The following is a 23468-nucleotide window of genomic DNA, read 5'->3' as shown; positions in this document are numbered from 1 at the left end:
AGGGAGAAACTATAATCGTCGGTTCGGGTGTTCTTTTTTTTTGAAAAGAGGAGGTAAACGAGTTTGTTTTTTGACTTAAGTGCGATGAAGTTTGTGAAAAATGGTTCATTAATGGATTTTACAGACTCTTTTTTTTGTTTGTATTGTTAATATCGCCCTTGTTTTTTTCTGTTTGAATATTGCGAAAAGAGTTTTTTGATTTTTATTGGTGCGAATTGCCTTTTTAATGGCTGGCTTGTTGCGGGATCAGCACCTTAAAAGAGTCTAAAATTTCAGGTAATATAATCGTTTTTAAATAGCATTATATCAGTGTGTTATGAATTGTTTTTTATTGAGTTCCACAAATGCCCGGAAAAACGACTTACTGCAAAGACAGTTTTGAGGGGGAAAAATATTCGTTTTTTCGAAAGGGGTGATTGTATGTTTGCATCGTGATAATCAACAATAGAAAATTATGATTTATAAAGTATTAAAAGCATTAAGTGACACGCTGGATCATGAACTAAATCTTCCGGATCCGGAGTATCCGGTTCAGGAACCGGTAGACATCGTAATTGATAGTATAGCAAAAGAAGATAATGATGCGACAGCGATTGGCAATAAGGTGGTCATTACATTGTTGAGCGCAGAAGAAGAATCGGTATTAAAAAATACATCAAGGTATGAACCCATTTATCCTGAGGGATCTTCTATACCTAATGGGTATAAGAAAAAGAATCCGACAGCTTATCTGAACCTGTATGTAATGGTTGCGGCAAACCGTGACAATTATGAAATCGCACTTCGAAATATTTCTAAAGTTATTGAAACCTTCCATACTCAGAAAACATTTGTTAATGAAACAAAGGGATTCAGTGTTAAATTACAATTACACCCGCTTCCTTTTGATCAGCTAAGTTATGTATGGGGATTGCTTGGTGGTAAAGTAATTCCGTCTGCTTTATACAAAATAAGCATTGTGAAAATCCAAAAAACCGGAGAAACCTATCCGGAAGTAATCGAAGATATCGATATCCTAAGAAAAGAAAAAAAAATCTAAGAAAATTATTATTAACCTAAATTTTTAAAACATGTCAGAATTTAAAACTCCGGGCGTTTTTATAGAGGAAATCCCAAAATTTCCACCATCTGTAGCTCAGGTAGAAACGGCAGTACCGTCATTTATCGGCTATACTGAAACAGCGCTTGACAAAAACAAAAAGACCTTGAAAATGGTGCCTACAAAGATTAGTTCTTTGATGGACTATGAAACGTACTTTGGAAAAGCGAAAAAAGAAAGTATCCAATTAAAAGATACTGAAGACCAAGGCTTGACCCTTGTAAAACCGAATGTAAAGTTCCTAATGTACTATTCCCTGCAAATGTATTTTGCAAATGGTGGTGGTCCGTGTTATATCGTTTCTGTAGGCGGTTATGACGGCGGTGTAAACAAAAGTGATCTGAAGTTAGGTCTGGATGCTTCTGCTTTGCAGGAAGAATCAACAATTGTTGTTTTTCCTGATGCAACATCATTAACACAGCAGGAAGAATTTTATGCAATTTATCAGGATGCATTAGTTCAGGCTGATGACTTAAAAAACAGATTCCTGATCATGGATACATTCCGTGGTGAATCAAAAACGAAAGAACCGGTTGCTGGTGCTGATTCGCCTCTTGATACGGTTGGATATCTTCGTCACAAAATCGCGACGACAATGCATGCTGCAGCCTATTTTCCACATTTGAAGACCGTATTGAACTACAGTTTCGATGAAAAAGCTGTAATCGACCATGCCGGATTACAGTTAGCCAATGCTCCGGGGAATTTCTTCGCTGATGCTGCGGCCGATTTGGGTGCATTAAGCAGCCTGGCTTCGGCGGAACTGGAAGATGCAACTCCTGAGGAACCTGCTGATACAAAAGAGCTTATCGGTATTATAAAGAGTGCTATTGCTATCGTAGAAAATGTAAATGTTACGGCCGATAGTAAAGTTTCGTTGGTGGATGCTCAAACGTATTTACAGTACTTGAAAAGCGGAACAGCTGATGATGAAGCTATTATTGGAATTCTAGCTGCCTTGAAAACTGCGGTAGAAGGAGCTGAGGATAAAAAAGGCGATGCAAACGGATTAAAACTGGATGCGTTAAAAACTACAAATTCCGCTTTATACAATCAGATTAAAAAAGTAATCGCTGAACTAAACGTGGTATTACCTCCGTCTTCAACTATGGCTGGAGTATATGCTAAAGTTGATGGTACACAAGGGGTTTGGAAATCACCGGCGAATTTGGGACTTAACTATGTAATCGCTCCAACCGAAAAAATTTCAGACAAAGAGCAGGAAAGCTTAAACGTAAATCCAAGCGGAAAATCGGTTAATGCAATCCGTACGTTCACCGGTAAAGGAAATCTGGTTTGGGGTGCAAGAACTTTCGACTCGGAAAACACCGAATGGAAATATATCTCGGTTCGTCGTCTTTTTGATATGATCGAAAAATCAGTTCAAAATGCAATGCAGCGATTCGTTTTTGAAACCAATGACGCGAATACCTGGGTAAAAGCGAAAGCCATGATCGAAAACTACCTGAACCAGTTATGGATGAGTGGTGCCTTAGCGGGAACAACTCCGGAACAAGCCTATTACGTTATCGTTGGTAAAGAAACAACAACGGCGCAAGATGTACTGGAAGGCAGAATGAATATTGAAATTGGTATGGCGGCAGTTCGCCCTGCAGAATTTATTGTGTTGAACTTTTCACACAAAATACAAGAATCATAAAAAATAGATAACAATTAAATACAGCAAATTATGAATGAATATCCATTAGCGAAGTTTTCCTTCGAAGTTGATTGGGGTGGAACAAAATTAGGTTTCACGGAGGTTACCGGAATGCAGATTGAAACTGACGTTACGGAATACAGACACGGAGCCAGCCCGGACTTCAGTAAAATCAAAATGCCCGGACTTAGAAAATTCTCGAACATCACGTTAAAACGTGGTTCTTTCAAAGGAGACAACGAGTATTTTACCTGGTTAAACAGTATCAACCTGAATACAGTAGAGCGTCGTTCGGTTACAATTTCACTTTTAGACGAAACCGGAGCACCGGCAATTACCTGGAAAGTGAAAAACGCATTCCCTGTTAAATTACAGGCTACCGATTTGAAAGCTGATGCAAGTGAAGTGGCTATTGAAACTTTAGAAATCGCTCACGAAGGATTAACAATCGAAAACAATTAATAAATAACTTTTAAATTAAAACACATGAATTACAAAACACCAGGGGTTTACGTAGAGGAAATTGTAAAATTCCCACCATCAGTGGCACAAGTAGAAACAGCTATTCCGGCTTTTATTGGATATACTCAAAAAGGACCAAAAGATGAGCCAACAAGAATTTCTTCCTTAATGGAGTATGTTACACTTTTTGGAGGCGCCGATTTAGAAAAAGACACTTTTAAAATTAGCATTGCAGACGATGTGGCTACTGTTACAATTGATGAAGCTAAAATTAGCAAATTCAAAATGTACTATGCATTGCAAATGTATTTTGCAAATGGCGGTGGTCCTTGTTATATCGTTTCTGTAGGGGGGTATACTACAGGTGTAAATGCAGTAGATTTCGATAAGTTAGTAGCAGCGTTGGAATTATTAGAAAAAGAAGATGAGCCAACACTAATCGTGTATCCGGATGCAGAAGCTTTAACAGTACCTAATGCACACTCATTATACAAGAGTTCATTAAACCATGCAGAAAAAATGGGTGACCGTTTTGTGATTATGGATACTATTGGTGGTGTTGATGCCTTCAGAGAAGGAGTGGAAGCAACCGGTTTAAAATATGGAGCTGCCTACCACCCGAACTTGGAAACAATTTTGACATATAGCTATAATGATGCAGATATTGCTATTACCAGCTACAAAAAAACAGTAGGAAATACTTTAGAAGCTGTTGTAGGAGCTCCAACAAAATTGGATGCTTTAAAAACATACAACTCGGCTTGTTACAACTCGGCGAAAAAAGATATTGCTGCAAAACGTGTTGTTTTGGCACCGTCTTCAACAATGGCCGGAGTTTATGCAAAAGTTGACAGTACTTCCGGAGTATGGAAAGCACCGGCAAACATTGGTCTTAACTATGTAGTTGCTCCGGTTGAGAAAATTTCTCATAAACAACAGGAAAGCTTAAACGTTGATGCTAAAGCTGGAAAATCAATCAATGCGATCCGTACATTCACCGGTAAAGGTACTTTAGTTTGGGGTGCCAGAACTTTAGACGGAAACAGCAACGAATGGAGATATGTATCCGTACGTCGTTTCTTTAACATGGTTGAAGAATCAGTTAAAAACGCTACAGAACGTTTTGTATTTGATGCTAACGATGCTAAAACATGGACACGTGTAAAAGCGATGATCGAAAATTTCCTTAACCAGCAATGGATGAGTGGTGCCTTAGCCGGAAGTACTCCGGAACAAGCCTACTACGTAAGCGTTGGTTTAAACGAAACGATGTCGGCTCAGGATATTTTAGAAGGTAGAATGATCGTTGAAATCGGTATGGCGGCAGTTCGTCCTGCAGAATTTATCGTGTTACGCTTTTCACACAAATTACAAGAAGCATAAAAAATAGATAACAATTAAATACAAAAAATTATGAATGAATATCCATTAGCAAAGTTTTCCTTCGAAGTTGATTGGGGTGGAACAAAATTAGGTTTCACGGAAGTTACCGGAATGCAAGTTGAAACAGACGTTACGGAATACAGACACGGAGCCAGCCCGGACTTCAGTAAAATCAAAATGCCGGGACTTAGAAAATTCTCAAACATCACATTAAAACGTGGTTCTTTCAAAGGAGATAACGAGTACTTTACCTGGTTAAACACCATCAACCTGAATACAGTTGAGCGTCGTTCGGTTACGATTTCACTTTTAGACGAAACCGGAGCACCGGCCATTACCTGGAAAGTGAAAAACGCATTCCCTGTTAAATTACAGGCTACCGATTTGAAAGCCGATGCAAGTGAAGTTGCTATCGAAACGTTAGAGATCGCTCACGAAGGATTAACTATTGAAAATAACTAGTCATGGCAGGCTTATATCCTCCAACAAGCTTTTCGTTTACAGTTAGCGGAGTAGCATCAGAGGGTATTGACTCCAGATTTCAATCTGTATCTGGATTATCTACAGAAATTGGAACTGAGGAGTATGCAGAAGGAGGTGAGAACCGATTTGTTCATCAACTTCCACTGCGTCCAAAATACCCTAATTTAGTTTTAAAGCGTGGGCTTGTAGAAGACTCCGGATTGATTGAATGGTGTAGAGCTGCCATGGAACGATTCGAGTTCGCCCCCAAAGATTTAGTCATTACGCTTTCAGGTGGAACAGATTCAACAGCACCATCGATGTCTTGGAATGTTGTAGGCGCATATCCGGTAAAATGGGATGTGTCCGAATTTAACGCCGAAGAAAGCAAACTGGCTATTGAAACAATAGAACTCAAATATAGATATTACACAATACCTTAAGCAAGCGGTCTAAGCTTGTAATTTGAATAGCAAAACTAAACACATAAAGTGTATTAGTTAAAGGTAAAATCTTAACTAAATCTTTTAAAAAAAAGGCGACAGTTTGATTGTTAAAATCAACCTGAACGGACGCTTTATGTGTTTGGTTTTTTAATAAATAGCGCTTTAAAGTGCTTATTGTCAGTATTTAAAGCGTTTACTAATCCATTAAAAGCAAACGAAATGCCAATAGAAATAAAAGAACTCCATATTAAGATAAATGTGGACGAAAATGCATCCGGTACAACAACTGCCACATCGGTAGACAAGGAAGGAATCATGCGGGCAATCAGCGAAAGCGTAGAACAAATAGTAACTATTGAACAACGTAAAAAAGAAAGATAATGGGAGGATCAATTCAAAAATTAACGATTGGAACCTATAAAGATTCAAACTATGAATCCAGGATCTTAATGGGGGCTTTTAAAGCGTTTATCAATCCTGCGGGTTTTTCCATGACCTATAAATCAAATTTTGCTTCAGATCAGGCAATGGGTACTTCTAAAGCAGATTTGAAATATACCAATTCGGTTCCGTCTGATTTACAATTAGATTTTCTTTTTGATGGCACAGGAGTATCAGAAGCAAATGCCGTAACTAAAGCACTTAGTAGCGCGGCGCAAAAAGCGGGTCAGGGATCAGCATTCGCAGCGGCTGCAGTGTCAAAACAGATAAAAGATTTTTATAAGGCTACAGGACAACTTGAAGGAAGGATTCACAAACCCTATAATGTTATTATAAACTGGGGTGATTTTGAATTTCTGGGATTTCTGTCGGAGTTTACCATCGAATATAAATTATTCAATAATGAAGGAAAACCGTTACGGGCAATCGGAAAAGCAAAATTTACAGAATCCATTAGCCCGGAACTCGCTGCAAAAACAGATAAACTGAACTCGCCCGATCTTACCCATAAACGAACGGTAGTAGATGGTGACACACTGCCTTTGATGACCGAAAGAATTTATGGTGATTCCAAATACTATTTAGAAGTCGCCAAAGTAAACGGTATTATCGATTTCAGGCAATTAACTCCCGGACAGGAATTATTCTTTCCACCTATAGCAAAAATATCATAAGATGAATAATAGCGGCTACATACAAACAGCAAAAACTCCCGACCTGGTAACCTATAAAGTGATGTCCGGAGGCACAGAACTGCCCGTTCAATACGGCGTAAAAAGTATTGTGGTAGAAAAAGAAGTGAACAGGATTCCACATGCCCGCATTGTTATTTTAGATGGAAGTGCTCCGGATCAGAACTTTAAACTAAGTAGTGAAAATTTACTGATTCCGGGAAAGGAAATTGAAATTACGGTTGGATACCATTCCAAAGAAGACACCCTTTTTAAAGGAGTTGTGGTAAAACATAACTTAAAAGTTAAAAACGGATCGACTTACCTGATTGTGGAGTGTAAAGACAAAGCCGTCAAGATGACTTTGGGAAGAAAAAGCAAGTATTTCTACGAAAGTAAGGACAGCGATATTATCGAAGAGCTGATCGGAAATAGTGGTGCTACTGCCGATGTTGAAGCTACAGCAAAATCACATAAGGAATTGGTGCAATACCGTGCGTCCGATTGGGATTTTATGGTAACCCGGGCACAGGCCAATGGGAAACTTTGTTTTGTAGACGACGGCACCATCAAAGTAGCCAAACCGAAAGTGAGTGGCGAAACGGTAGAAACCGTAGCCTTTGGTTCTTCTGTTCATGAATTTGACGGAGAAATCGACGCCAGAAATCAGTTTAGTAAAATCACGGCTACTTCGTGGAGTTATACCGATCAGGAAATCGTAGAAGCAGAAGCGCAGGATCCTGCAATTGCACTCAATGGTGACCTTTCGCCAGGTGATCTGGCTGCTGTTTTCGGAATTGAAGACCTGCAGTTGCGACACGGAGGTAAGATAACCCAGGAAGAACTACAGGACTGGGGCGATGCCAAAGCCGTTTTTCAGCAATTAGCGAAAACACGCGGAACAGTAAAGTTTCAGGGGATTTCAAAAGTAAAACCAGGCGTTTTATTAAAATTAGAAGGCTTAGGAAACCGATTTAACGGTACCATTTATGTCACAGGCGTGCGCCATGAAGTTGCAGAAGGAAACTGGTTGGTGACCGCACAATTTGGATTAACACCAACGTGGTTCTCAGAAACCTATGAAGTGAGCGAAATGCCGGGATCCGGAATCATGCCGGCCATTAGCGGTTTGCATGTTGGAGTGGTATCACAATTGGAATCGGATCCGGATGGAGAAGATCGAATCCTGGTACAAATACCAATTATTAACAATGAAGAAGAAGGAATCTGGTGTCGTGTAGCAACACTTGATGCCGGAGAAAACAGAGGCTCTTTTTTCAGACCGGAAATTGGTGATGAGGTTATTATTGGTTTCATAAACGACGATCCAAACGATGCCGTAGTCCTGGGAATGTTGCACAGCAGTGCCAAACCGGCACCGATAACAGCCACCGATGACAATCATGAAAAAGGATTCGTGACCCGAAGTGAAATGAAAATGATTTTCAATGATGATAAAATTTCCTACACACTTGAAACACCGGCTGGTAAGAAAGTGATTTTAGACGAAGATGCCGATATTATAAAGATTGAAGATGAACATTCGAACATACTCACCTTTAAGAGTGATGGTATTACGATGGAAAGTGCGGGAGATATTAAAATTAAAGCCTCCGGAGATGTCAGCATCGAAGGAACCAATGTAAAACTGAAAGCCAGCGCACAGTTTAAAGCTGAAGGAAGTTCCGGTTCGGAAGTGTCCTCAGGAGCAGTAACCGTAGTTAAAGGCTCTCAGGTAAAAATCAACTAAAAAGCGATAAGGATCGCGATGACGAAAAAAGAAATGCAAAGGAAGCGACGCCTTACGATCTGAAAAAATTATAAATAACAATATATGAAACCAGCAGCACGAATTACAGATATGCATACCTGCCCGATGGTTACCGGAAATGTACCTCATGTAGGCGGACCTATATTGCCGGCCGGCGAACCGACAGTATTAATTGGCGGAATGCCCGCAGCAAGAGTAGGCGACAAAGCAATCTGTACCGGTCCACCCGATACGATAGCCGCCGGATCATCGACCGTTTTAATAGGCGGAAAACCGGCAGCAAGACAAGGCGATACCACAGCACATGGAGGTGTCATATCGGCTGGTCTGCCCACCGTGTTAATTGGTGGATAATGCTGCACAATGATATTTAAACTCAGTAATGGCTTTGCTACCCGTATTCGGCCTGGCCTGAAAACTGAAACATCCATAACCACACCGCGGTAAACAAAGGCATCATATTACCGATAAACTATTACAATAAAAAAAATATAAAGAACAGTATGAAAATAAATACAGATTTTTTAGGAATAGGTTGGAGCTTTCCGCCTGAGTTTAATAAAGCAGAAGGAAGCGTGACGATGACTACTGATGTTGAAGATATCAATAACAGTTTAATAATCCTTTTGTCTACGCGACCAGGAGAACGTGTCATGTTTCCAAACTATGGCTGTGATTTACAGGAAATGCTTTTTAAGCCCCTGGAACTAACACTAATCACACAAATGAAAGGTATTATTGAACGCGCCATCTTGTACCACGAACCCCGGATCAATATTATCAGTATTGAAATTGATACTACAGAAGAACTGGAAGGACAGGTGTTGATACATATCGATTATGAAGTAAGAAATACCAATACGAGAAGCAATGTTGTTTTCCCTTTCTATAAAGGAGAAGCCACAGCAATCTAAACGACTTGTAATTACTGTAACCCGATTCGATTTTGCCAGAATAGTTTACATCAAGTATTGCAGCTGACCATAGAAAATTAAATATAAACAAATGAAAAAAATAGATACATTTTCGCATTATCGTGACGGAAAATCACAAATGCAACGCTTTTTAACAGAACTTGATCCCAGTAATCTTGAATTGCACGATTTCGATTTGTTTGATTGGCTACTCTTTGCAAACAATTTTGCCAATCATGTAAATTATTTTGATAAAAATGATGCAACAACACCTAACGGAAGCTGGGAAGGCTTTTTTTTAGGTGCCGATGATTATTCCATTCCGCGTAGGGAAAGTGTTGCTTACAAGAGCCTGAAAAAAGAGGTTACAGAACTTGTCGCTCAATTTGAGAAAGACGGAAGTCTTACGCCTCACCTGACTTTATTTATCTGCTTTATTAAGTTGATGGATTTTTCGAAAAAGGCACTTAATAACCTTACCCAGAGACATCTGGATTTCTATTACAATGAAATTCTTCAGATCGAAAAACAAGATGCCAAATCGGATAAGGTTTATGTGATTTTCGAATTAGCCAAAAAAGCAATCCAGGAAAGAGTGCCGGAAGGGACCTTACTTGACGCTAAAAAAGATGCAACAGGTAAAAAACGTGTTTTTAAAACCGAAAAAGAACTTATTGCCAGCCAGGCAAAAGTGGTCGGACTGAAAAGCTTTTTAAACGATAAAACAAAAAAAGAACTAAAAATAGCCCGTGCGGTTAATACCTTAGACGGAATAGCCGAAAAACTAACGGAAACCAGTAATTATTGGTGGCCTTTTGGATACAATTCGGACGAATCCAAGCCTGAAAAATCGGACTTTAAAGAACTTGAAAACGCCAAACTGGGCTTTTCAATCGCTTCCTCATTGCTAAGCTTAAAAGAAGGCGAACGTACCGTAACCGTTACGATCAGCTTCCGAAATAACGGAACCTCAAGATTAGCGGCTTTAAAGCCTAATGAAATCGAAAACAATATCAAATTGTTTTACAGTGGTGAAAAAGAATGGGTGTCTGGTAGTGCAATAAAATGTCTTAACAACGATGCTAAAAGTCTACAGTTATCCTTTACGCTGACAAAGAATTTCCCGGCCGTAGTAAACTACAATAAAGAAGTATTGGGCGGAACATTCCTGACCAATTTTGCCATTGCACGATTCATGATCGAAGGAAACAAGTACTATGAACTTTATGAGGCACTGGCGGAAAAAGAAATCCAGAATGTAGACATTGCCGTTGATGTAAAAGGAGTAAAATCCATTTTGATTGAAAACGATAGCAGTACGCTAAATCCGGAAAAAGATTATTTCCCATTTACAGGACAACCGGTAACAGGATCTAATTTTTATATTAAATATCCGGAGATGTTTGCTAAAAAATGGGATAAAGCATCCATTACAATCAATTGGAAAAACACACCAACATCGATAAAAGATCTTTATGAAGGCTATACGATTAAGCCCAATGTTGTTGTTTCGAAAAATACTTTTAGCGCTGCTAAAATGAAGAGTTCTGTTGTTGTTCAGGATGATCATTTTAAAGCGAATGCTTCTCTTTTAGAAAAAGAAGGATGGGCTATAAAAGCGACAGACATCCAGTTGTACCAAAAAACGGAAACCGGTTATCAAACGCATTTTTCGATCAAAAACGCCAGTCCTGTTGCGGGAACTTCCGAGTCGATCCGGTTAACCTTAAAACAATCGGCATTACAGGATGTATATCCAAAATTATACACACTGGCATTAACCAGCGGCGAAACAAACATCCTGATCCCGAATGAACCGTATATCCCAGTGACCGAAAATGTCGAATTGAACTATTCGGCTTCAGAAAGTGCTTATACGGGCCGAAATATTCTGGTAAAGAATGTAAAAGCATTAAATACAAAAAGCGCTTTTGCGAGCCAAAATATTCTGGCAAAGAATGTAAAATCATTAAACATTGAAAGCATTTCTCCGAGCCGAAGTATTCTGGCAAACAGTGTAAAATCAGCAAAGAACAAAGAAGTAACATTGTTTTATGAAGATGCATTTGGTCAGGTTGAAAAAGAAATGTCCGCCAATAGTATTGTACCGATTCACGAAGCTGGAGGCGAATTGTTTATCTGCCTGGATGCCAATCCAAGTGAAACGGTATCCTTGCTAATCCAGGCTTTGGAAGGAAGTGAAAACACTTTGGCCGATACCTTTGAGAACAATGAAAATATTGAATGGGATATTCTTTCTAAGAATACATGGATAAGTCTTAGAAACAATATCCTGACAAACGAAACGAAACGATTCCTGGAATCCGGAATCCTGAAATTTAAGATTCCGAAGGATATTGATATAAACACAACCTTATTTGAGAAAAAAGGGATATGGATCAGAGCTAAAACAAAAACAAGCTATGACGCCGTATGTAAAATTCAGGGAATTTATACACAAGCTGTTCTGGCTACTTTTCAGAATCAGGACAATGATTTGACACACCTGGATCACGGACTGGAAGCGGGAACCATCGCAAAACTAATTACAAGAGTACCGCAGATCAAATCGGTAAGTCAGCCCTATAACTCTTTCGACGGAAAATATAAGGAAACCGACGCGGCCTTCTACAGACGTGTTAGCGAACGATTACGACACAAAAACAGAGCGATTACACAATGGGATTATGAGCAACTTGTTTTGCAGGAATTCCCAGACGTTTTTATGGTGAAATGTTTGAACCATACTTCCGAAAAATCATTTATGGCTCCTGGTCATGTGACACTGGTTGTGATTCCGAATACCAAAAATAAAAATGCATTCGACATTTACCAGCCACGAATAAGTCGTGCCAGTTTGAACAAGATTCAAAACTATGTTAATGGATTAAATTCAATGCATGTTAAAACCCATGTTATCAATCCAAACTATCAGGAAGCCACTGTAGAAATAGAAGCGAAATTCTTTAACGAATATGATGAGGCATTTTATAGCAAGCAACTGGACGAAGATATTAAAAAATTTATATCGCCCTGGGCTTTCGGAGATTCTGACGTAGTTTCTTTTAATATGAAACTCAATGTAAATCAGTTGATTAATTATTTGGAGCAACTTTATTATGTTGACTATATCGACAGTTTACAGGTAATGATTAATGGTGAAATACAGACGAAATATTTAATCGAAGTAGATCCGAAATCCATATTAGTATCCGCAAAACAACATGCTGTGACTATTGCAAAACAGGTATGTATTTAAACAAAACAAATAGATAAAAAACAGATAATTATGTCAGAAAATAGTCATATTAGTATACCTAAAAAAGTTGAAACGGAAGACCAGTTAGATTTTCAGTTCCTACGAAAGACAGGTATTAAATACATAGAAGAACTGGGTAGTAAACTCTGGACAGATTATAATTCTCATGATCCTGGGATCACTACTTTGGAAGTGTTAAGTTATGCCATTACCGATCTGGGCATGCGAATGAACCTTAATACGGAAGATATTTTATCTTCTGAAGATCCGGATAAAAATATTGAAAACCAATTTATTAAAGCTACCGAAATTCTGCCGTCAAGACCATTGAATGAGCTGGATTACCGAAAATTATTTATCGATGTTGGTTTAAAATCGGGCAGTAGCAGAGCTGTAAAAAACTGCTGGTGGCGTCCTAGAGTGGAATTGGTTTATGCCGATTGTAAGTCAACAAAACTGGCGTTAAACCCGAACGATTTAGGCGTAACTGAAACAAAAAGCTTCGACGTAAAGGGACTTTATGATCTTTATGTAGAATATGGTGATGACCTTGAAGGAGAAGATACAACCGATGTTTGCGACAGATCGAACACCAGAATAAAAATTCTGGAACGTTATCATGCAAACAGAAGCCTTTGTGAGGATTTAGTTGATATCAGGGAAGTTGAAACGCAAAGTATTGCGGTTTGTGCCCGGATTGGTGTAACAAACAAAGCCGACGAAGAACTCGTACACGCAAAAGTGTTGCGAAGCATTAACAATTACCTGTCGCCGGAAGTGCACTTCTATTCCTTAAAGCAAATGCTGGACAAAGGATATACAACCGATCAGATTTTTGACGGACCACTTTTGGATAATGGTTTTATCGATACGGAAGAACTTAAAAACAGTCAGCTAAGAAAAGAAGTACGGCTGTCCGATATTATCAGTGAGATTATGAAGGTTGAAGGCGTTCAGGAAATTAAAGAAATTTCTATCGCCGGATGTGACGGTACTTTACAACAAAGTGATGAATGGGTGATCTGTATTGAAGAAGGAAGAAAACCGGTATTGTGTGATCTAAGTTCTTTTAGCTATTCCAAAGGATCGCTACCGTTAAATATCAATCGTAAAAAAGTAGCCGAATACCAGAAAACATTCCGTGAGGAGCAGGAAGCACTTAGAGTAGATGCGCGGTTAAACAAAACATTGGAAATCCCTACAGGAACGGCCTATGACCTGGGGAATTATGCCTCTATTTTAAATGAATTCCCGGATACCTATGGTGTGGGAACATCCGGAATTATTGGAAATCCGGGTGTGGAAAGAGAAGCGCTTGCCAAGCAGTTACAAGGGTATTTGCTGTTTTTCGATAAAGTACTGGCCAGTTATTTCAAACATCTTGAAAAAGTAAAAGAAATATTGAGTGTTAACGGTACGCTGAAAAGAACCTATTTTACACAGGCGCTTAAAGGAATCAATGGTTTTGAAAATCTGGTAAAGAATTATGTAACTAACGACGACGATAAGCTTACCGATGCTTTATATGAAGAACTGGACAATAGTGTAGAAAGAAGAAACAAGATTCTGGATCACCTGACTGCCCGGTTTGCAGAAACATTCAGTGATTATACCTTCCTGATGAAAACACTTTACGGAGTGTCTACTGATGAAATTGTATTGCGAAACAAAGAAGTTTTCCTGAGCGAGTACAGCACATTGAGTACCGATAGAGGATTGGGGCATAATTATACCCTGACTGCCGATACCGATTTGTGGAATACCAGTAACGTTTCCGGAGTACAAAAAAGAATTGCGCGATTGTTGGGAATGAAAGATTACAAGCACCGAAATGTGTCCAATTCGCCTGTTCAGATTATCGAAGTTACCGAAAACGGAGCCCCGGCCTTTAAATGGCGTATTAAGGATGCCGACAATGCCATTATTCTGAGTGGTGTTAAAAGCTTCAAGATTGAGTATGGCGCTACACAAACGTTAAACGAAGCCGTTTATCAGGTTATTCAGATTGATCAGGAAGATCTTGAAAACAAGCTGGAAACCACTTTTAATGGAAACGAACGTATTGGAAACATCATCATCCGTAAATCGGAGATGGAAAATTTCTATCTGGAAATTGTAGACGATTCCGAAGCGGCTGTAGTTATCGCATCCCATAAGAAAACAAACCCGTATACGTCACAGGATGCCTTAAAAGAGGGGATCCTTAATCTGGTAGATTATTTCAAATATCGCTTCACCGAAGAAGGGCTTTTCCTGGTAGAACACATGTTGTTAAAACCATCGGTTAAAAATTATGATTTGATGGGCGGTATCGGTTGTATGGCTATTGAAGACACTTTTATTGTGATGTATGATGGCGATGGCGGCTCTGGAGCTGCCGATCCGGATGCCTTTATGACTACCTGCGAAGATGGTTGTGAGAACGATATTTTTGATCCGTATTCCTACCGTGTCAGCGTAGTGCTTTCCGGATATGCGTATCGTTTTTCAGATTATGATTTCAGACGTTATGCCGAAACGGTTATCCGACAAGAACTTCCGGCACACGTTTTAGCAAAAATTTGTTGGGTTGGTGACAGACAGGGTGAGGTCGAAACCGCGATGGGTGATCTGTCGGATTTCGAAAGAACCTATAAAAAATTCCTTCTCGATAAAGCACGAAATAATATTAGCAGTTTGGGAAGCAGTACCAAAGCGTTACTGGATGCACTAACCAACTTAAATAATATCTATAAGCCGGGAAGGCTGTTAGACTGTGCCGTGGACGATAACGACAGTCTGGATGGAAAAATCATACTAGGACAATCAAACATATAAAACAGAAAAAGAATGAACACTAAATTAGATAATATCACGACCCAGTATAGAAAGTTCAACGTAAATCAGGCGTTAACCGAAGGGCAATTGAATGAATTTATTGATTATTTTGAAGATCAGGATCGTTTATCAAGAACCAGGCTAAATGGTGTTGGAGTCGGTTGCGGTTTTGAAACCGGCTTTATGGCGAATACTGCGGCACGAATCGCAGTCGTAAACCCGGACCAGCAACAGTATCAACAGCAATTTCAATTTATTACAATTTCGCAAGGTGTGGGTGTTACCACAGATGGAGACCTGATTACGTTACGTAAAAATATTCCCGGATCTAAATCTAAAGAGGTTAAAATAGACGATGCCGAAACAAAATATGCATACTATAGAGCCTATTTGGATCCCTACAAATATCCGCATTTCTATAGCGGAAATACACAAATGCCGCTATTGGAATTGTTTACCCAGACCGACTATGAGGATCTGATAGCAAAAGGAGCCATAGCCGATTCCTTTCGTCCTGTATCAGCGTTGCAACAGGAAGTGCGCAATAAAATCGTAATTCTATATCTGGAAAGCTATTCTAATGAAGAATCACCTTGTCAGGATGTCGATTGCGACAATAATGGAGCAGAACAGGTGTCTGATCTTAAAGTGCTTTTGGCGAACAGAAGCGACATGGATTTCTATGCACTTAACAGTAATGGATATGACAGTATTTATCAACAGTACAATAACTACGAATTACTTTATGAACAGTTAAGAAACGTTGAAGTTCCAAGGGTAATTCTGGATAGAAATGTGACAACGGAATTGGCGTTACGTACAAAATTCCAGAATGCCATTCAGAGTGGTACGCTGATTACCGATTTGGATTTTAGTTTTAATCTCATTGCGGATATGTTTGATATTACCATGGACTTTGGTGGATTAAACCTGAGAGATAAACTGGATCAGGCATTAAATACGGCTTCATACGATTATCAGTATCGCTATGACCTGTTAAAAGATTTAGTGGATACATACAACGAAATCAAAGGATTGGTATTGCACCTTAAATCCGAATGTTGTCCGGATATTAACGCGTTTCAAAAGCACCTTTTGTTAGGACCTCTTGGCGCTCCGCTAAATCAGGGAGATCATACGTCATACCGTCATGATTTTTATAGTGCGCCAATCAATACCCATGAAGATGAAAACAAAGAAAAATTGATTTCATTGGCGAACCGTTTTACGCTAAAACTTAAAAAATTCCAATCGTTTAAAGGGCCGATCGTTATCACACCGTCTAACACAGGTGTTGCGCTAAGTGAAAAAGCCATTCCGTTTTATTATAATGTAGATCTGGATCTGTTAGAAAAATGGAATTTCGAAAAAACGAAAAATTATAAGGAAACCTATAACTTAAGTTACCATAAAGCCAATCTGGCAACCGACGATTTTATTCGGAATCCGTTGCTGTACAATATGGACCACAACGATTTTTATAAAATCGAAGGCTTTGTCGGGATGCCGTATACCATTGCAATGCAAAATATTAATGCCCTTAGGGATAGATATGGATTGGCATTTAAAGTTTCCGGATTATCCCTGGAGAAAAGTACCTCCCGAGCGCTTAGCGGAACCGTTACAACGGCTACTGCTGCTACAGCTACTGTTGCTACTGCCGCTGCTGCCGCTGCGGGTATTGCTGCCGTAGTTACACCGGGCGACGTAACGGCTGTGCCAGAAACACCTGTTTTGCCAGTGGGGCCAGAGTTGACAACCATATCAATCAAAGATCTGAGAGCACAATTAGTGGCTATTTCCAGTGATATTAGTAATCAGGTTAATGCACAGCAAACCTTGCGAACAATATCCGGCTTGGATAATCAATTAAAATTATTAAATACGATCGATTTTAAAGCGATTGCTGATTCGGGAATTTCCATTGTAACACAAACGGCCAAAGAAGAAAAGGTAGACACCGAATTTTTAGGCGATTTCCTTGACCTGAAATCAGGATTGGAACATGATGGCGGTGTACCGTTTGGCGGGACTTTGTATCTGATTTACAGATCGGAAGAACACAATACCGTTTTAGCCGATTTTGCATTGCCTTACCTGTGTTGTTCCAAAAAAGATCCGGTATTTATGGCATTGCCTACCGCTAAATTATGTCAGAATGATGCGAAGATTCCGTTTACGATTATTCCTTTGGATGGCGACATCAAAGCGAATATTGCAGGTCGGGAAGTGAAAGTCGTTAGTAAAACTGCAGGTCAGAATTTCTTCGATCCGGGCCTTGTGGCTGCGGCCGATTTAGGTAAAACAATCACCTTTACCGTTAACGACGATCCTGTGGATGCAAAAATGATCGTGCATGCACTGCCAAATGTAACGGTAACCGCTTCTGAACCGATTCACGGTGAAGTTCCGGATCTTCCGGATGCAGAGGTAACGTTTACAGTTACCGGAGCACTTGCAAATCTGACCTATATGATGGATTTTGGCGATGGTAAAAAAGCTTCGGGTACAGTGCCATTAGATGGTAAAATCAAGAATACGTACAAGCTTGTTGCAGGTCAGGAAGATACTTTCAGACCAACGATTACAATTTCGAACACGAACAGTTGTTCTAAAAAATATGATCTTAAACCGATTGTAATAACAGGACAAACAACCGTGAAATGTTTATCCGGTCTGGAAGTCACGATTCAGTATCACGACACCAAAGGACCTTGTCCGGGTGGACACGCTTGTAACTCGGCCCGATTCAAGTTATTGGCAAATTCGATACCACTTGGCAATGCGACTAATGGTAGTAACATTGTGAACTTAAATAATGGTAGTGCAGCACTTCAGCCGGGACAGGCTTATGGCGATGGAGAAACTTCCGGAAGATCGCGTAAGTGGACCTATAGCATTTCGGCAACAGAGGCACAGGCCATTGTTGCGGCAAACCAGCCTAACGACGGATTCATTTCGTTCTCATTGGTTTGTGCAGACAGTTCTTGTCACAGCGGTGTAGCATGGACTACATTAAAATTAGATGGTGCGGTAATTTATAACGGTTGTCCGAAAAATAACTTCTTGACTATTAACCCTTGTACAGGAGAAATAAAGAAATAATATGAAACTGATCGAACGATATGAAAAAGACGGAACTGTCATTGAAGTTGATAGTTTGCTTACTACAAGCGATGCCGTTATCGATATAAAACAAATCATGGTAATGAATAATGAAGAGGTTCTTTTTTGTTTTGATACCGTAGAAGATAGGATTATTATGACTGAATCTGCCGATGCTTTTATAGCAAAATACAAGGACTATTTGGGAACGTTGGAGAAAAAAACAGCTCATGTAGATACGGGGTGTGGATGCAAAAGTTGTAAGTAATGACATCTTTAAAGGATTTATAAAACGCGTCATGCTTGAATACAATCAGGACAGATACTGCGGGACTTGTACATACGGTAACGGAATGCAGAATAACCGCAGTATGGCTTCCTGTGAAAAGCTGCTAAACCATTTAAATTATTAAAAATGAATTACAATTATCAATTAAATAACATAGCAACCCAATACCGAAAATTTAGTAAAGGGCAAAGAGTAGAGGATCTGCAATTCAACGAGTTCCTGGATTTTTTTGAAGATCAGGACCGCTTGTCCCGGGTTATGCTGGAAGGCGTAGGGATTGTGTGTGGTTTAGAACCACAACCGATTTACGAAAATAACCTGCTTACCAAAATAAAGCTTTCGCAAGGTGTTGCAATCACTACAGATGGAGATTTGCTTACGTTAAACAAGAAAAGCAAAATCCAGGATTTAAGTGGCGACGCCTATATGGGCGAACTAAAAAACATAAACATATCCGATAAAGAATACACACATTGGAGGGTTTATGACAATAGTAAAGCAATGTATCCGCCTTTTCATACCAATTTAGGAGTGCAGAACGTACAACTTTGGGAACTGGCAACAGCCGAAGAAGCCACAACAAATTTTCAGCCGTTGGCAACACTTGGCGATTTTGATGACAAATACTTACTGCTTTATCTTGAAAGTTATGAAAAAGAAGTAAAACCATGTCGCGGTGTGGATTGTGATAATCACGGAATCCAGCAAATTCGAAACCTGAAAGTATTGGTTACGACACATAGTAGTGCCGACCGGATTCTGGCTAAGGATAACGTTTTCCCGGAACGTATGATCTCGGGTAACGTAACCACAGTCAGAAAATTAAAACGTGTTATTTTAACACCACAACTGGGAACACCGGAACAATTAAAACAGGCATATAAAAATATTGTAACGGAAAATGATTACGGTTGGATGTTTTCGAATATTGATTTTATTTCGGAAAAAATGAACATCCCGTTGATCAATCGGGCCAACTTTGTGAGTACGCTAAACCAGCTTGCGGATCAGAGTAATAATTTTCAGTATGCCTATGATGTCCTTAAAGACTTAGCGGAAACGTTTGCCGAAATCGTCAAATTACTACCGGGTTCCTTTACGAAATCGCTGCCCGATGTAGCCTCTTTTCCAAAGCATGTCATACTTGGGAAATTGCTGCCAATAGCCGGATATGATTATACCAGACATAACTTTTATAATTCGCCTGTTTTAGACAGCGAAAAAAAGACATTAAGGGTTAGAACATTAATCGAACGCTTTAATCAATTGATCCTTGCGTTTAGAAATCCGACCAATATTGGTACCGGAGTTGTCATTACGCCGTCAATGAACAAAAGTTCGTTAGGAGACCGATCCATTCCGTTTTATTATGAAACTTCGGAAGAATTTTTACGCCTTTGGAATTTTGACAAAACAAGTAACAGGGCTTTCGATACGAATTTAAATTATAATAAATCGAATCTTTCGACAGCGCTTAACGTGCAAATGCCGCTCGATTACAACATCGATAAAATGCCTTATTATCTTATCGAAGGACATCAGGGAGGTGATTATCATGAAGTGATCGATGCGATTCAGACAATAAAAAACGCGAAGCAGTTAGGCTTTGAAGTAATGTCGGTATCTCTGACACAACTACTTAATAATAAGGATTTCTATAAGGCTGATTTTGCCGATTATGTTGGGAAAAACCCGGCATTGGAACATAAACATGGAGTTCATAAAGGAGGTACTTTTGTCGTGGTTTACAAATCGGAAAGTGATCCTTATGTAATTGCCGATTTTGCCCTGCCTTACATTTGTTGTACGCCAAAAACACCTATTTCGTTAAGCCTTCCGTCTCAGACCGTTTGTAAAAATGGAAAACCGATGGTTTTTACCGTAAATCCGCCAAATGGAGAAGTAAAAGCAGCTGCTGGCAATGTACTCCTTGCAGGTGTTACAAAGATCAACGGACAATATTTGTTTGATCCGGACTTGGTTGAACCGGCATTACTGAATCAGGAGATCAGTTTTACAGTAAACGGAAAACCAACCAATTGTAAGGTCAGAGTTTTACCAATACCTGCCGTAACAATCAATGCGGTCAAATTTGATTATCCTGAAGGCGATTCAACGCAAACAGTTGTGACGTTTAAGGTTTCGAATCAGAATGGAGTGGAATATGATTATAAATGGGATTTCCTGGGTAATGGAAGCTATGTTTCTGTTAAACCGGATGATGCGGGTAATGTTAAAAATATATACTTTGCTAAAGGTAAAGTTAGAAGAAACCCGGTAAATGTCCTGGTTACAGCAGGAAACGGCTGTTCTCAGATGGTAACGCTTACCAATTGGTATGTGTCGCAACCAACAAATAATAATACTCCTCCAACGGTGGCGCTTAGTGCTATACCTACGGACTTGTATGTACCGGGGAGGCACCAGTCAAAAATTTACAGAGAAGTAACGCCTGGAACAGGTACAATTCCGGATTCCGGTTATATATGGTCGTGCGATGATCCTAATGTGATTATCTCGGGTACCAGCAATCCGGTAGGAGCAACTTTCCCTTATGCCGGAGTCTTTACGGTGAAGTTAACGGTTAAAGATTCTAATAATTTAGAAGGGTCCGCTACCCTTGTGTTTGATGTGAAAACGCAGGTGAGTATTACAAATTTGATTGTAACGCCATCGGAACCAAGTACCAATGATATTGTGAATGTTAGGGCTGTGACGAATAATCCAAGTAATATTCAGGACTTACAATATGAGTGGTACCTGGATGGTGAGCGGGTTAATACTACATCTGTAAATGAGATGGATTTTGGGCCACTGGATGCCGGGGAAAGAAAGATTGATGTGCTTTTGAGCAGTAGTGCGGGTTGGTATCATTCAACGGAAGTGCATACCGTTATAGTGCAGATTCAGGAGCCGGTATCACCGCGGGGAGGGACTTCCTTCTTGCCGGGAACCAAGATAACCATGGAAAACGGAAGCTTAAAAAATATTGAAGAAATCAAAAAAGGAGATCGGTTAAAATCCTATAAGGGCTCTGTGACGGTTATCAGATCTGTTAATTATAAGGCGGAGGTTAATCTGTACCGATTGAATGAGGAAGTACACTTTATAACGGGGGCACATCCGGTACGAACAACATCTGGCTGGCGATCGTATGAACCGGAAAAGACCAGAGCGATTCTGCCGTCATTTCAGATTGGCCAGCTGAGTGGAGACATTATGCTTATGAAAGCCGGAGATCTAACGGAACCATTACAAACGGACGACTTTATAAGCGGGAATTTTACAGTGTATAATCTGGAAGTAAACGGAACTTTGGATTATTTTGCTAATGGCTATTCTGTACATAGTGAAATAATACCACTGGCATAGGCTAAATGCTTAATCGGTTAAAGTAATCGAGCGTGATAAGCAGGTTGAGGTTGTTTAGTGGCAAGAAAACGTAGGGCCGGAAGGCCCGACGTTTCTGTTTGTTTTTTTGAGAATTTAAAGAAACCATGATCAAATGGTCAGGAAGCGATTGTTGTTATCGCCGGTTGTTTTTGCGTCTTGTACTAATGATGTTAAACAGTTTGGCAACATCCTTAAGATGGATTTCAAAATCATTGTAATAGTCATTTAAGGAATGCAGCGTAATAATTCCGTTTTCCACATCGTGATTGATGATCCGTTTTACCAAAATACCTTTTTCCTTGTGGATAATCACAAAGTCCCACTTGTTATAATGCAGTTTGCTCATCCAGAAATCCTGTCTGATATTCCTGCATAATAAGATGTCGCCTTCCAGGTAGCTCTCGTAGGATCCGTTATCCATGCTGTCGCCTTTAACTTCGAAGCACATGTACTCGCCCCGGTGTTCTACATCGTCAGTAAAGGGAATGGTAGGAAGGCTTTCCGTGTATTCTTCATCGGCAAAACCGTTAAGGTAACCGGCTTGCGCATATTGGTTTACAAGCGGCACATTCATGACCTTTAATTCGGAAAAAATAACCGGAGATCCATTTTCATTAGTTGGTTTCTGTTTTTTAGCTAACAGGCTTTTCATGAAAAAGGCAGTCGTTTCAGGAATTTTTCGTTCGCCTTTTTCCCAATACTGTATCGCTCTAATTCCAACTCCAATAGATTTTGACAGCTCAGATTGCTTCATGTTTAAGTTTTTTCGAATTTCTTTAAACTCTAAATAATTCATAATGAGATTTTTATAAATATTAAACAAAATAAAACGCAAATTGTACTCTTTTTTGTTTTGTAAACACGAACATAATTCGCATATTTGTCGTGTAGCGTATCGAGATTAATGCAAATATACGAAATATATGCAACATTTAACAGTGTTGCTAGTATTGGTATAATCAAGTGACGCTCTTATATTACAGTGTTTTATTTCCTTTTTGGAAACTGCAAAAATACAAAATAAAAATACGAACATAGTGCGGTATTGTGCGTTTTTTATTTTTTTTGCAGAACTATTTGCGTAAAGAAAAGCTACAACAAATGCTGGATTTATTTTTTAATCAATTTTTAAAACAACCAATTTTTAAAACAAACCGATGAGAAGAAGTAAAGAATTAATTGAAAAGCGAAAAGAATTTGTTACGAACTACGTAACGCATAACCAGAGCAAGCAGATGAAGGTGATTGTGACTGAATTGACAGAGATGCTGTTTCTGTCAGAACGTACCATATATA

Annotated in this window: 17 protein-coding genes; 16 read left to right on the top strand and 1 reads right to left on the bottom strand. The window is 39.4% G+C overall.

What is annotated here, in order from left to right; genetic code table 11:
* Positions 1-454: 454 nt before the first annotated feature.
* The 16 genes from BGO42_RS02085 (at position 455) to BGO42_RS02010 (ending at position 22151) form a co-directional block, all read left to right on the top strand.
* Positions 455-1039, top strand: a complete 585-nt coding sequence (locus BGO42_RS02085) for a Pvc16 family protein (protein ID WP_273245480.1) — start codon at positions 455-457, stop codon at positions 1037-1039.
* Positions 1040-1070: 31 nt separating this feature from the next.
* Positions 1071-2759: a phage tail sheath family protein gene (locus BGO42_RS02080; RefSeq protein ID WP_273245481.1), complete on the top strand. Its 1689-nt coding sequence runs from the start codon at positions 1071-1073 to the stop codon at positions 2757-2759.
* A gap of 30 nt (positions 2760-2789) precedes the next feature.
* A complete protein-coding gene (locus BGO42_RS02075; protein WP_177731842.1) occupies positions 2790-3221 on the top strand; it encodes a phage tail protein in 432 nt (143 codons plus the stop codon).
* A gap of 24 nt (positions 3222-3245) precedes the next feature.
* The gene (locus tag BGO42_RS02070; protein WP_177731844.1) at positions 3246-4604 is read left to right on the top strand and encodes a phage tail sheath family protein; all 1359 of its coding nucleotides are present in this window, start codon (positions 3246-3248) and stop codon (positions 4602-4604) included.
* 30 nt (positions 4605-4634) lie between these two features.
* Entirely contained in the window at positions 4635-5066 is a 432-nt protein-coding gene (locus tag BGO42_RS02065; protein WP_177731847.1) for a phage tail protein, read from the top strand.
* Between the two features lie 2 nt (positions 5067-5068).
* Positions 5069-5509, top strand: coding sequence for a phage tail protein (locus BGO42_RS02060; protein WP_177731850.1), 441 nt, complete (start codon positions 5069-5071; stop codon positions 5507-5509).
* Positions 5510-5731: 222 nt separating this feature from the next.
* Entirely contained in the window at positions 5732-5893 is a 162-nt protein-coding gene (locus BGO42_RS02055) for a DUF5908 family protein (protein ID WP_177731853.1), read from the top strand.
* Entirely contained in the window at positions 5893-6627 is a 735-nt protein-coding gene (locus BGO42_RS02050; protein ID WP_273245485.1) for a CIS tube protein, read from the top strand. The genes BGO42_RS02055 and BGO42_RS02050 overlap by 1 nt, the downstream gene beginning before the upstream one ends.
* A 1-nt stretch (position 6628) precedes the next feature.
* Positions 6629-8374, top strand: coding sequence for a type VI secretion system tip protein VgrG (gene vgrG, locus BGO42_RS02045; RefSeq protein ID WP_177731859.1), 1746 nt, complete (start codon positions 6629-6631; stop codon positions 8372-8374).
* Between the two features lie 84 nt (positions 8375-8458).
* Positions 8459-8749, top strand: a complete 291-nt coding sequence (locus BGO42_RS02040; RefSeq protein ID WP_177731862.1) for a PAAR domain-containing protein — start codon at positions 8459-8461, stop codon at positions 8747-8749.
* A gap of 149 nt (positions 8750-8898) precedes the next feature.
* Entirely contained in the window at positions 8899-9309 is a 411-nt protein-coding gene (locus BGO42_RS02035) for a GPW/gp25 family protein (RefSeq protein ID WP_177731865.1), read from the top strand.
* A gap of 91 nt (positions 9310-9400) precedes the next feature.
* Positions 9401-12568 (top strand): baseplate J/gp47 family protein, encoded by a 3168-nt coding sequence (locus tag BGO42_RS02030; RefSeq protein WP_273245489.1) that lies wholly within the window; start codon positions 9401-9403, stop codon positions 12566-12568.
* A gap of 30 nt (positions 12569-12598) precedes the next feature.
* A complete protein-coding gene (locus BGO42_RS02025; RefSeq protein ID WP_273245491.1) occupies positions 12599-15385 on the top strand; it encodes a baseplate wedge protein in 2787 nt (928 codons plus the stop codon).
* A 12-nt stretch (positions 15386-15397) separates the two neighbouring features.
* Complete coding sequence (locus BGO42_RS02020) at positions 15398-18490, top strand: hypothetical protein (RefSeq protein WP_273245492.1); 3093 nt, start codon at positions 15398-15400, stop codon at positions 18488-18490.
* 1 nt (position 18491) lies between these two features.
* The gene (locus BGO42_RS02015; RefSeq protein ID WP_177731877.1) at positions 18492-18758 is read left to right on the top strand and encodes a hypothetical protein; all 267 of its coding nucleotides are present in this window, start codon (positions 18492-18494) and stop codon (positions 18756-18758) included.
* 147 nt (positions 18759-18905) lie between these two features.
* A complete protein-coding gene (locus tag BGO42_RS02010; protein ID WP_273245495.1) occupies positions 18906-22151 on the top strand; it encodes a Hint domain-containing protein in 3246 nt (1081 codons plus the stop codon).
* Positions 22152-22305: 154 nt separating this feature from the next.
* Here the strand turns inward: BGO42_RS02010 and BGO42_RS02005 are convergent, their stop codons facing one another.
* Positions 22306-22968 carry a LexA family transcriptional regulator gene (locus BGO42_RS02005; protein WP_262888437.1) on the bottom strand — a complete coding sequence of 221 codons (663 nt, stop codon included), beginning with the start codon at positions 22966-22968 and terminating at the stop codon, positions 22306-22308.
* Positions 22969-23468: the final 500 nt, after the last annotated feature.

The sequence above is a fragment of the Flavobacterium sp. 40-81 genome, assembly GCF_001898245.1.
Classification (GTDB): Bacteria; Bacteroidota; Bacteroidia; order Flavobacteriales; family Flavobacteriaceae; genus Flavobacterium; species Flavobacterium inviolabile.
This window is presented reverse-complemented; position numbering and strand designations above follow the sequence as displayed.

Bases quoted from the DNA above. Each gene is read 5' to 3' on its own strand.
- BGO42_RS02015 (WP_177731877.1), top strand. From the start codon at position 18,492: ATGAAACTGATCGAACGATATGAAAAAGACGGAACTGTCATTGAAGTT.
- BGO42_RS02075 (WP_177731842.1), top strand. From the start codon at position 2,790: ATGAATGAATATCCATTAGCGAAGTTTTCCTTCGAAGTTGATTGGGGT.
- BGO42_RS02055 (WP_177731853.1), top strand. From the start codon at position 5,732: ATGCCAATAGAAATAAAAGAACTCCATATTAAGATAAATGTGGACGAA.
- BGO42_RS02020 (WP_273245492.1), top strand. From the start codon at position 15,398: ATGAACACTAAATTAGATAATATCACGACCCAGTATAGAAAGTTCAAC.
- BGO42_RS02065 (WP_177731847.1), top strand. From the start codon at position 4,635: ATGAATGAATATCCATTAGCAAAGTTTTCCTTCGAAGTTGATTGGGGT.
- BGO42_RS02085 (WP_273245480.1), top strand. From the start codon at position 455: ATGATTTATAAAGTATTAAAAGCATTAAGTGACACGCTGGATCATGAA.
- BGO42_RS02040 (WP_177731862.1), top strand. From the start codon at position 8,459: ATGAAACCAGCAGCACGAATTACAGATATGCATACCTGCCCGATGGTT.
- BGO42_RS02030 (WP_273245489.1), top strand. From the start codon at position 9,401: ATGAAAAAAATAGATACATTTTCGCATTATCGTGACGGAAAATCACAA.
- BGO42_RS02035 (WP_177731865.1), top strand. From the start codon at position 8,899: ATGAAAATAAATACAGATTTTTTAGGAATAGGTTGGAGCTTTCCGCCT.
- BGO42_RS02070 (WP_177731844.1), top strand. From the start codon at position 3,246: ATGAATTACAAAACACCAGGGGTTTACGTAGAGGAAATTGTAAAATTC.
- BGO42_RS02025 (WP_273245491.1), top strand. From the start codon at position 12,599: ATGTCAGAAAATAGTCATATTAGTATACCTAAAAAAGTTGAAACGGAA.
- BGO42_RS02060 (WP_177731850.1), top strand. From the start codon at position 5,069: ATGGCAGGCTTATATCCTCCAACAAGCTTTTCGTTTACAGTTAGCGGA.
- vgrG (WP_177731859.1), top strand. From the start codon at position 6,629: ATGAATAATAGCGGCTACATACAAACAGCAAAAACTCCCGACCTGGTA.
- BGO42_RS02010 (WP_273245495.1), top strand. From the start codon at position 18,906: ATGAATTACAATTATCAATTAAATAACATAGCAACCCAATACCGAAAA.
- BGO42_RS02050 (WP_273245485.1), top strand. From the start codon at position 5,893: ATGGGAGGATCAATTCAAAAATTAACGATTGGAACCTATAAAGATTCA.
- BGO42_RS02005 (WP_262888437.1), bottom strand. From the start codon at position 22,968: ATGAATTATTTAGAGTTTAAAGAAATTCGAAAAAACTTAAACATGAAG.
- BGO42_RS02080 (WP_273245481.1), top strand. From the start codon at position 1,071: ATGTCAGAATTTAAAACTCCGGGCGTTTTTATAGAGGAAATCCCAAAA.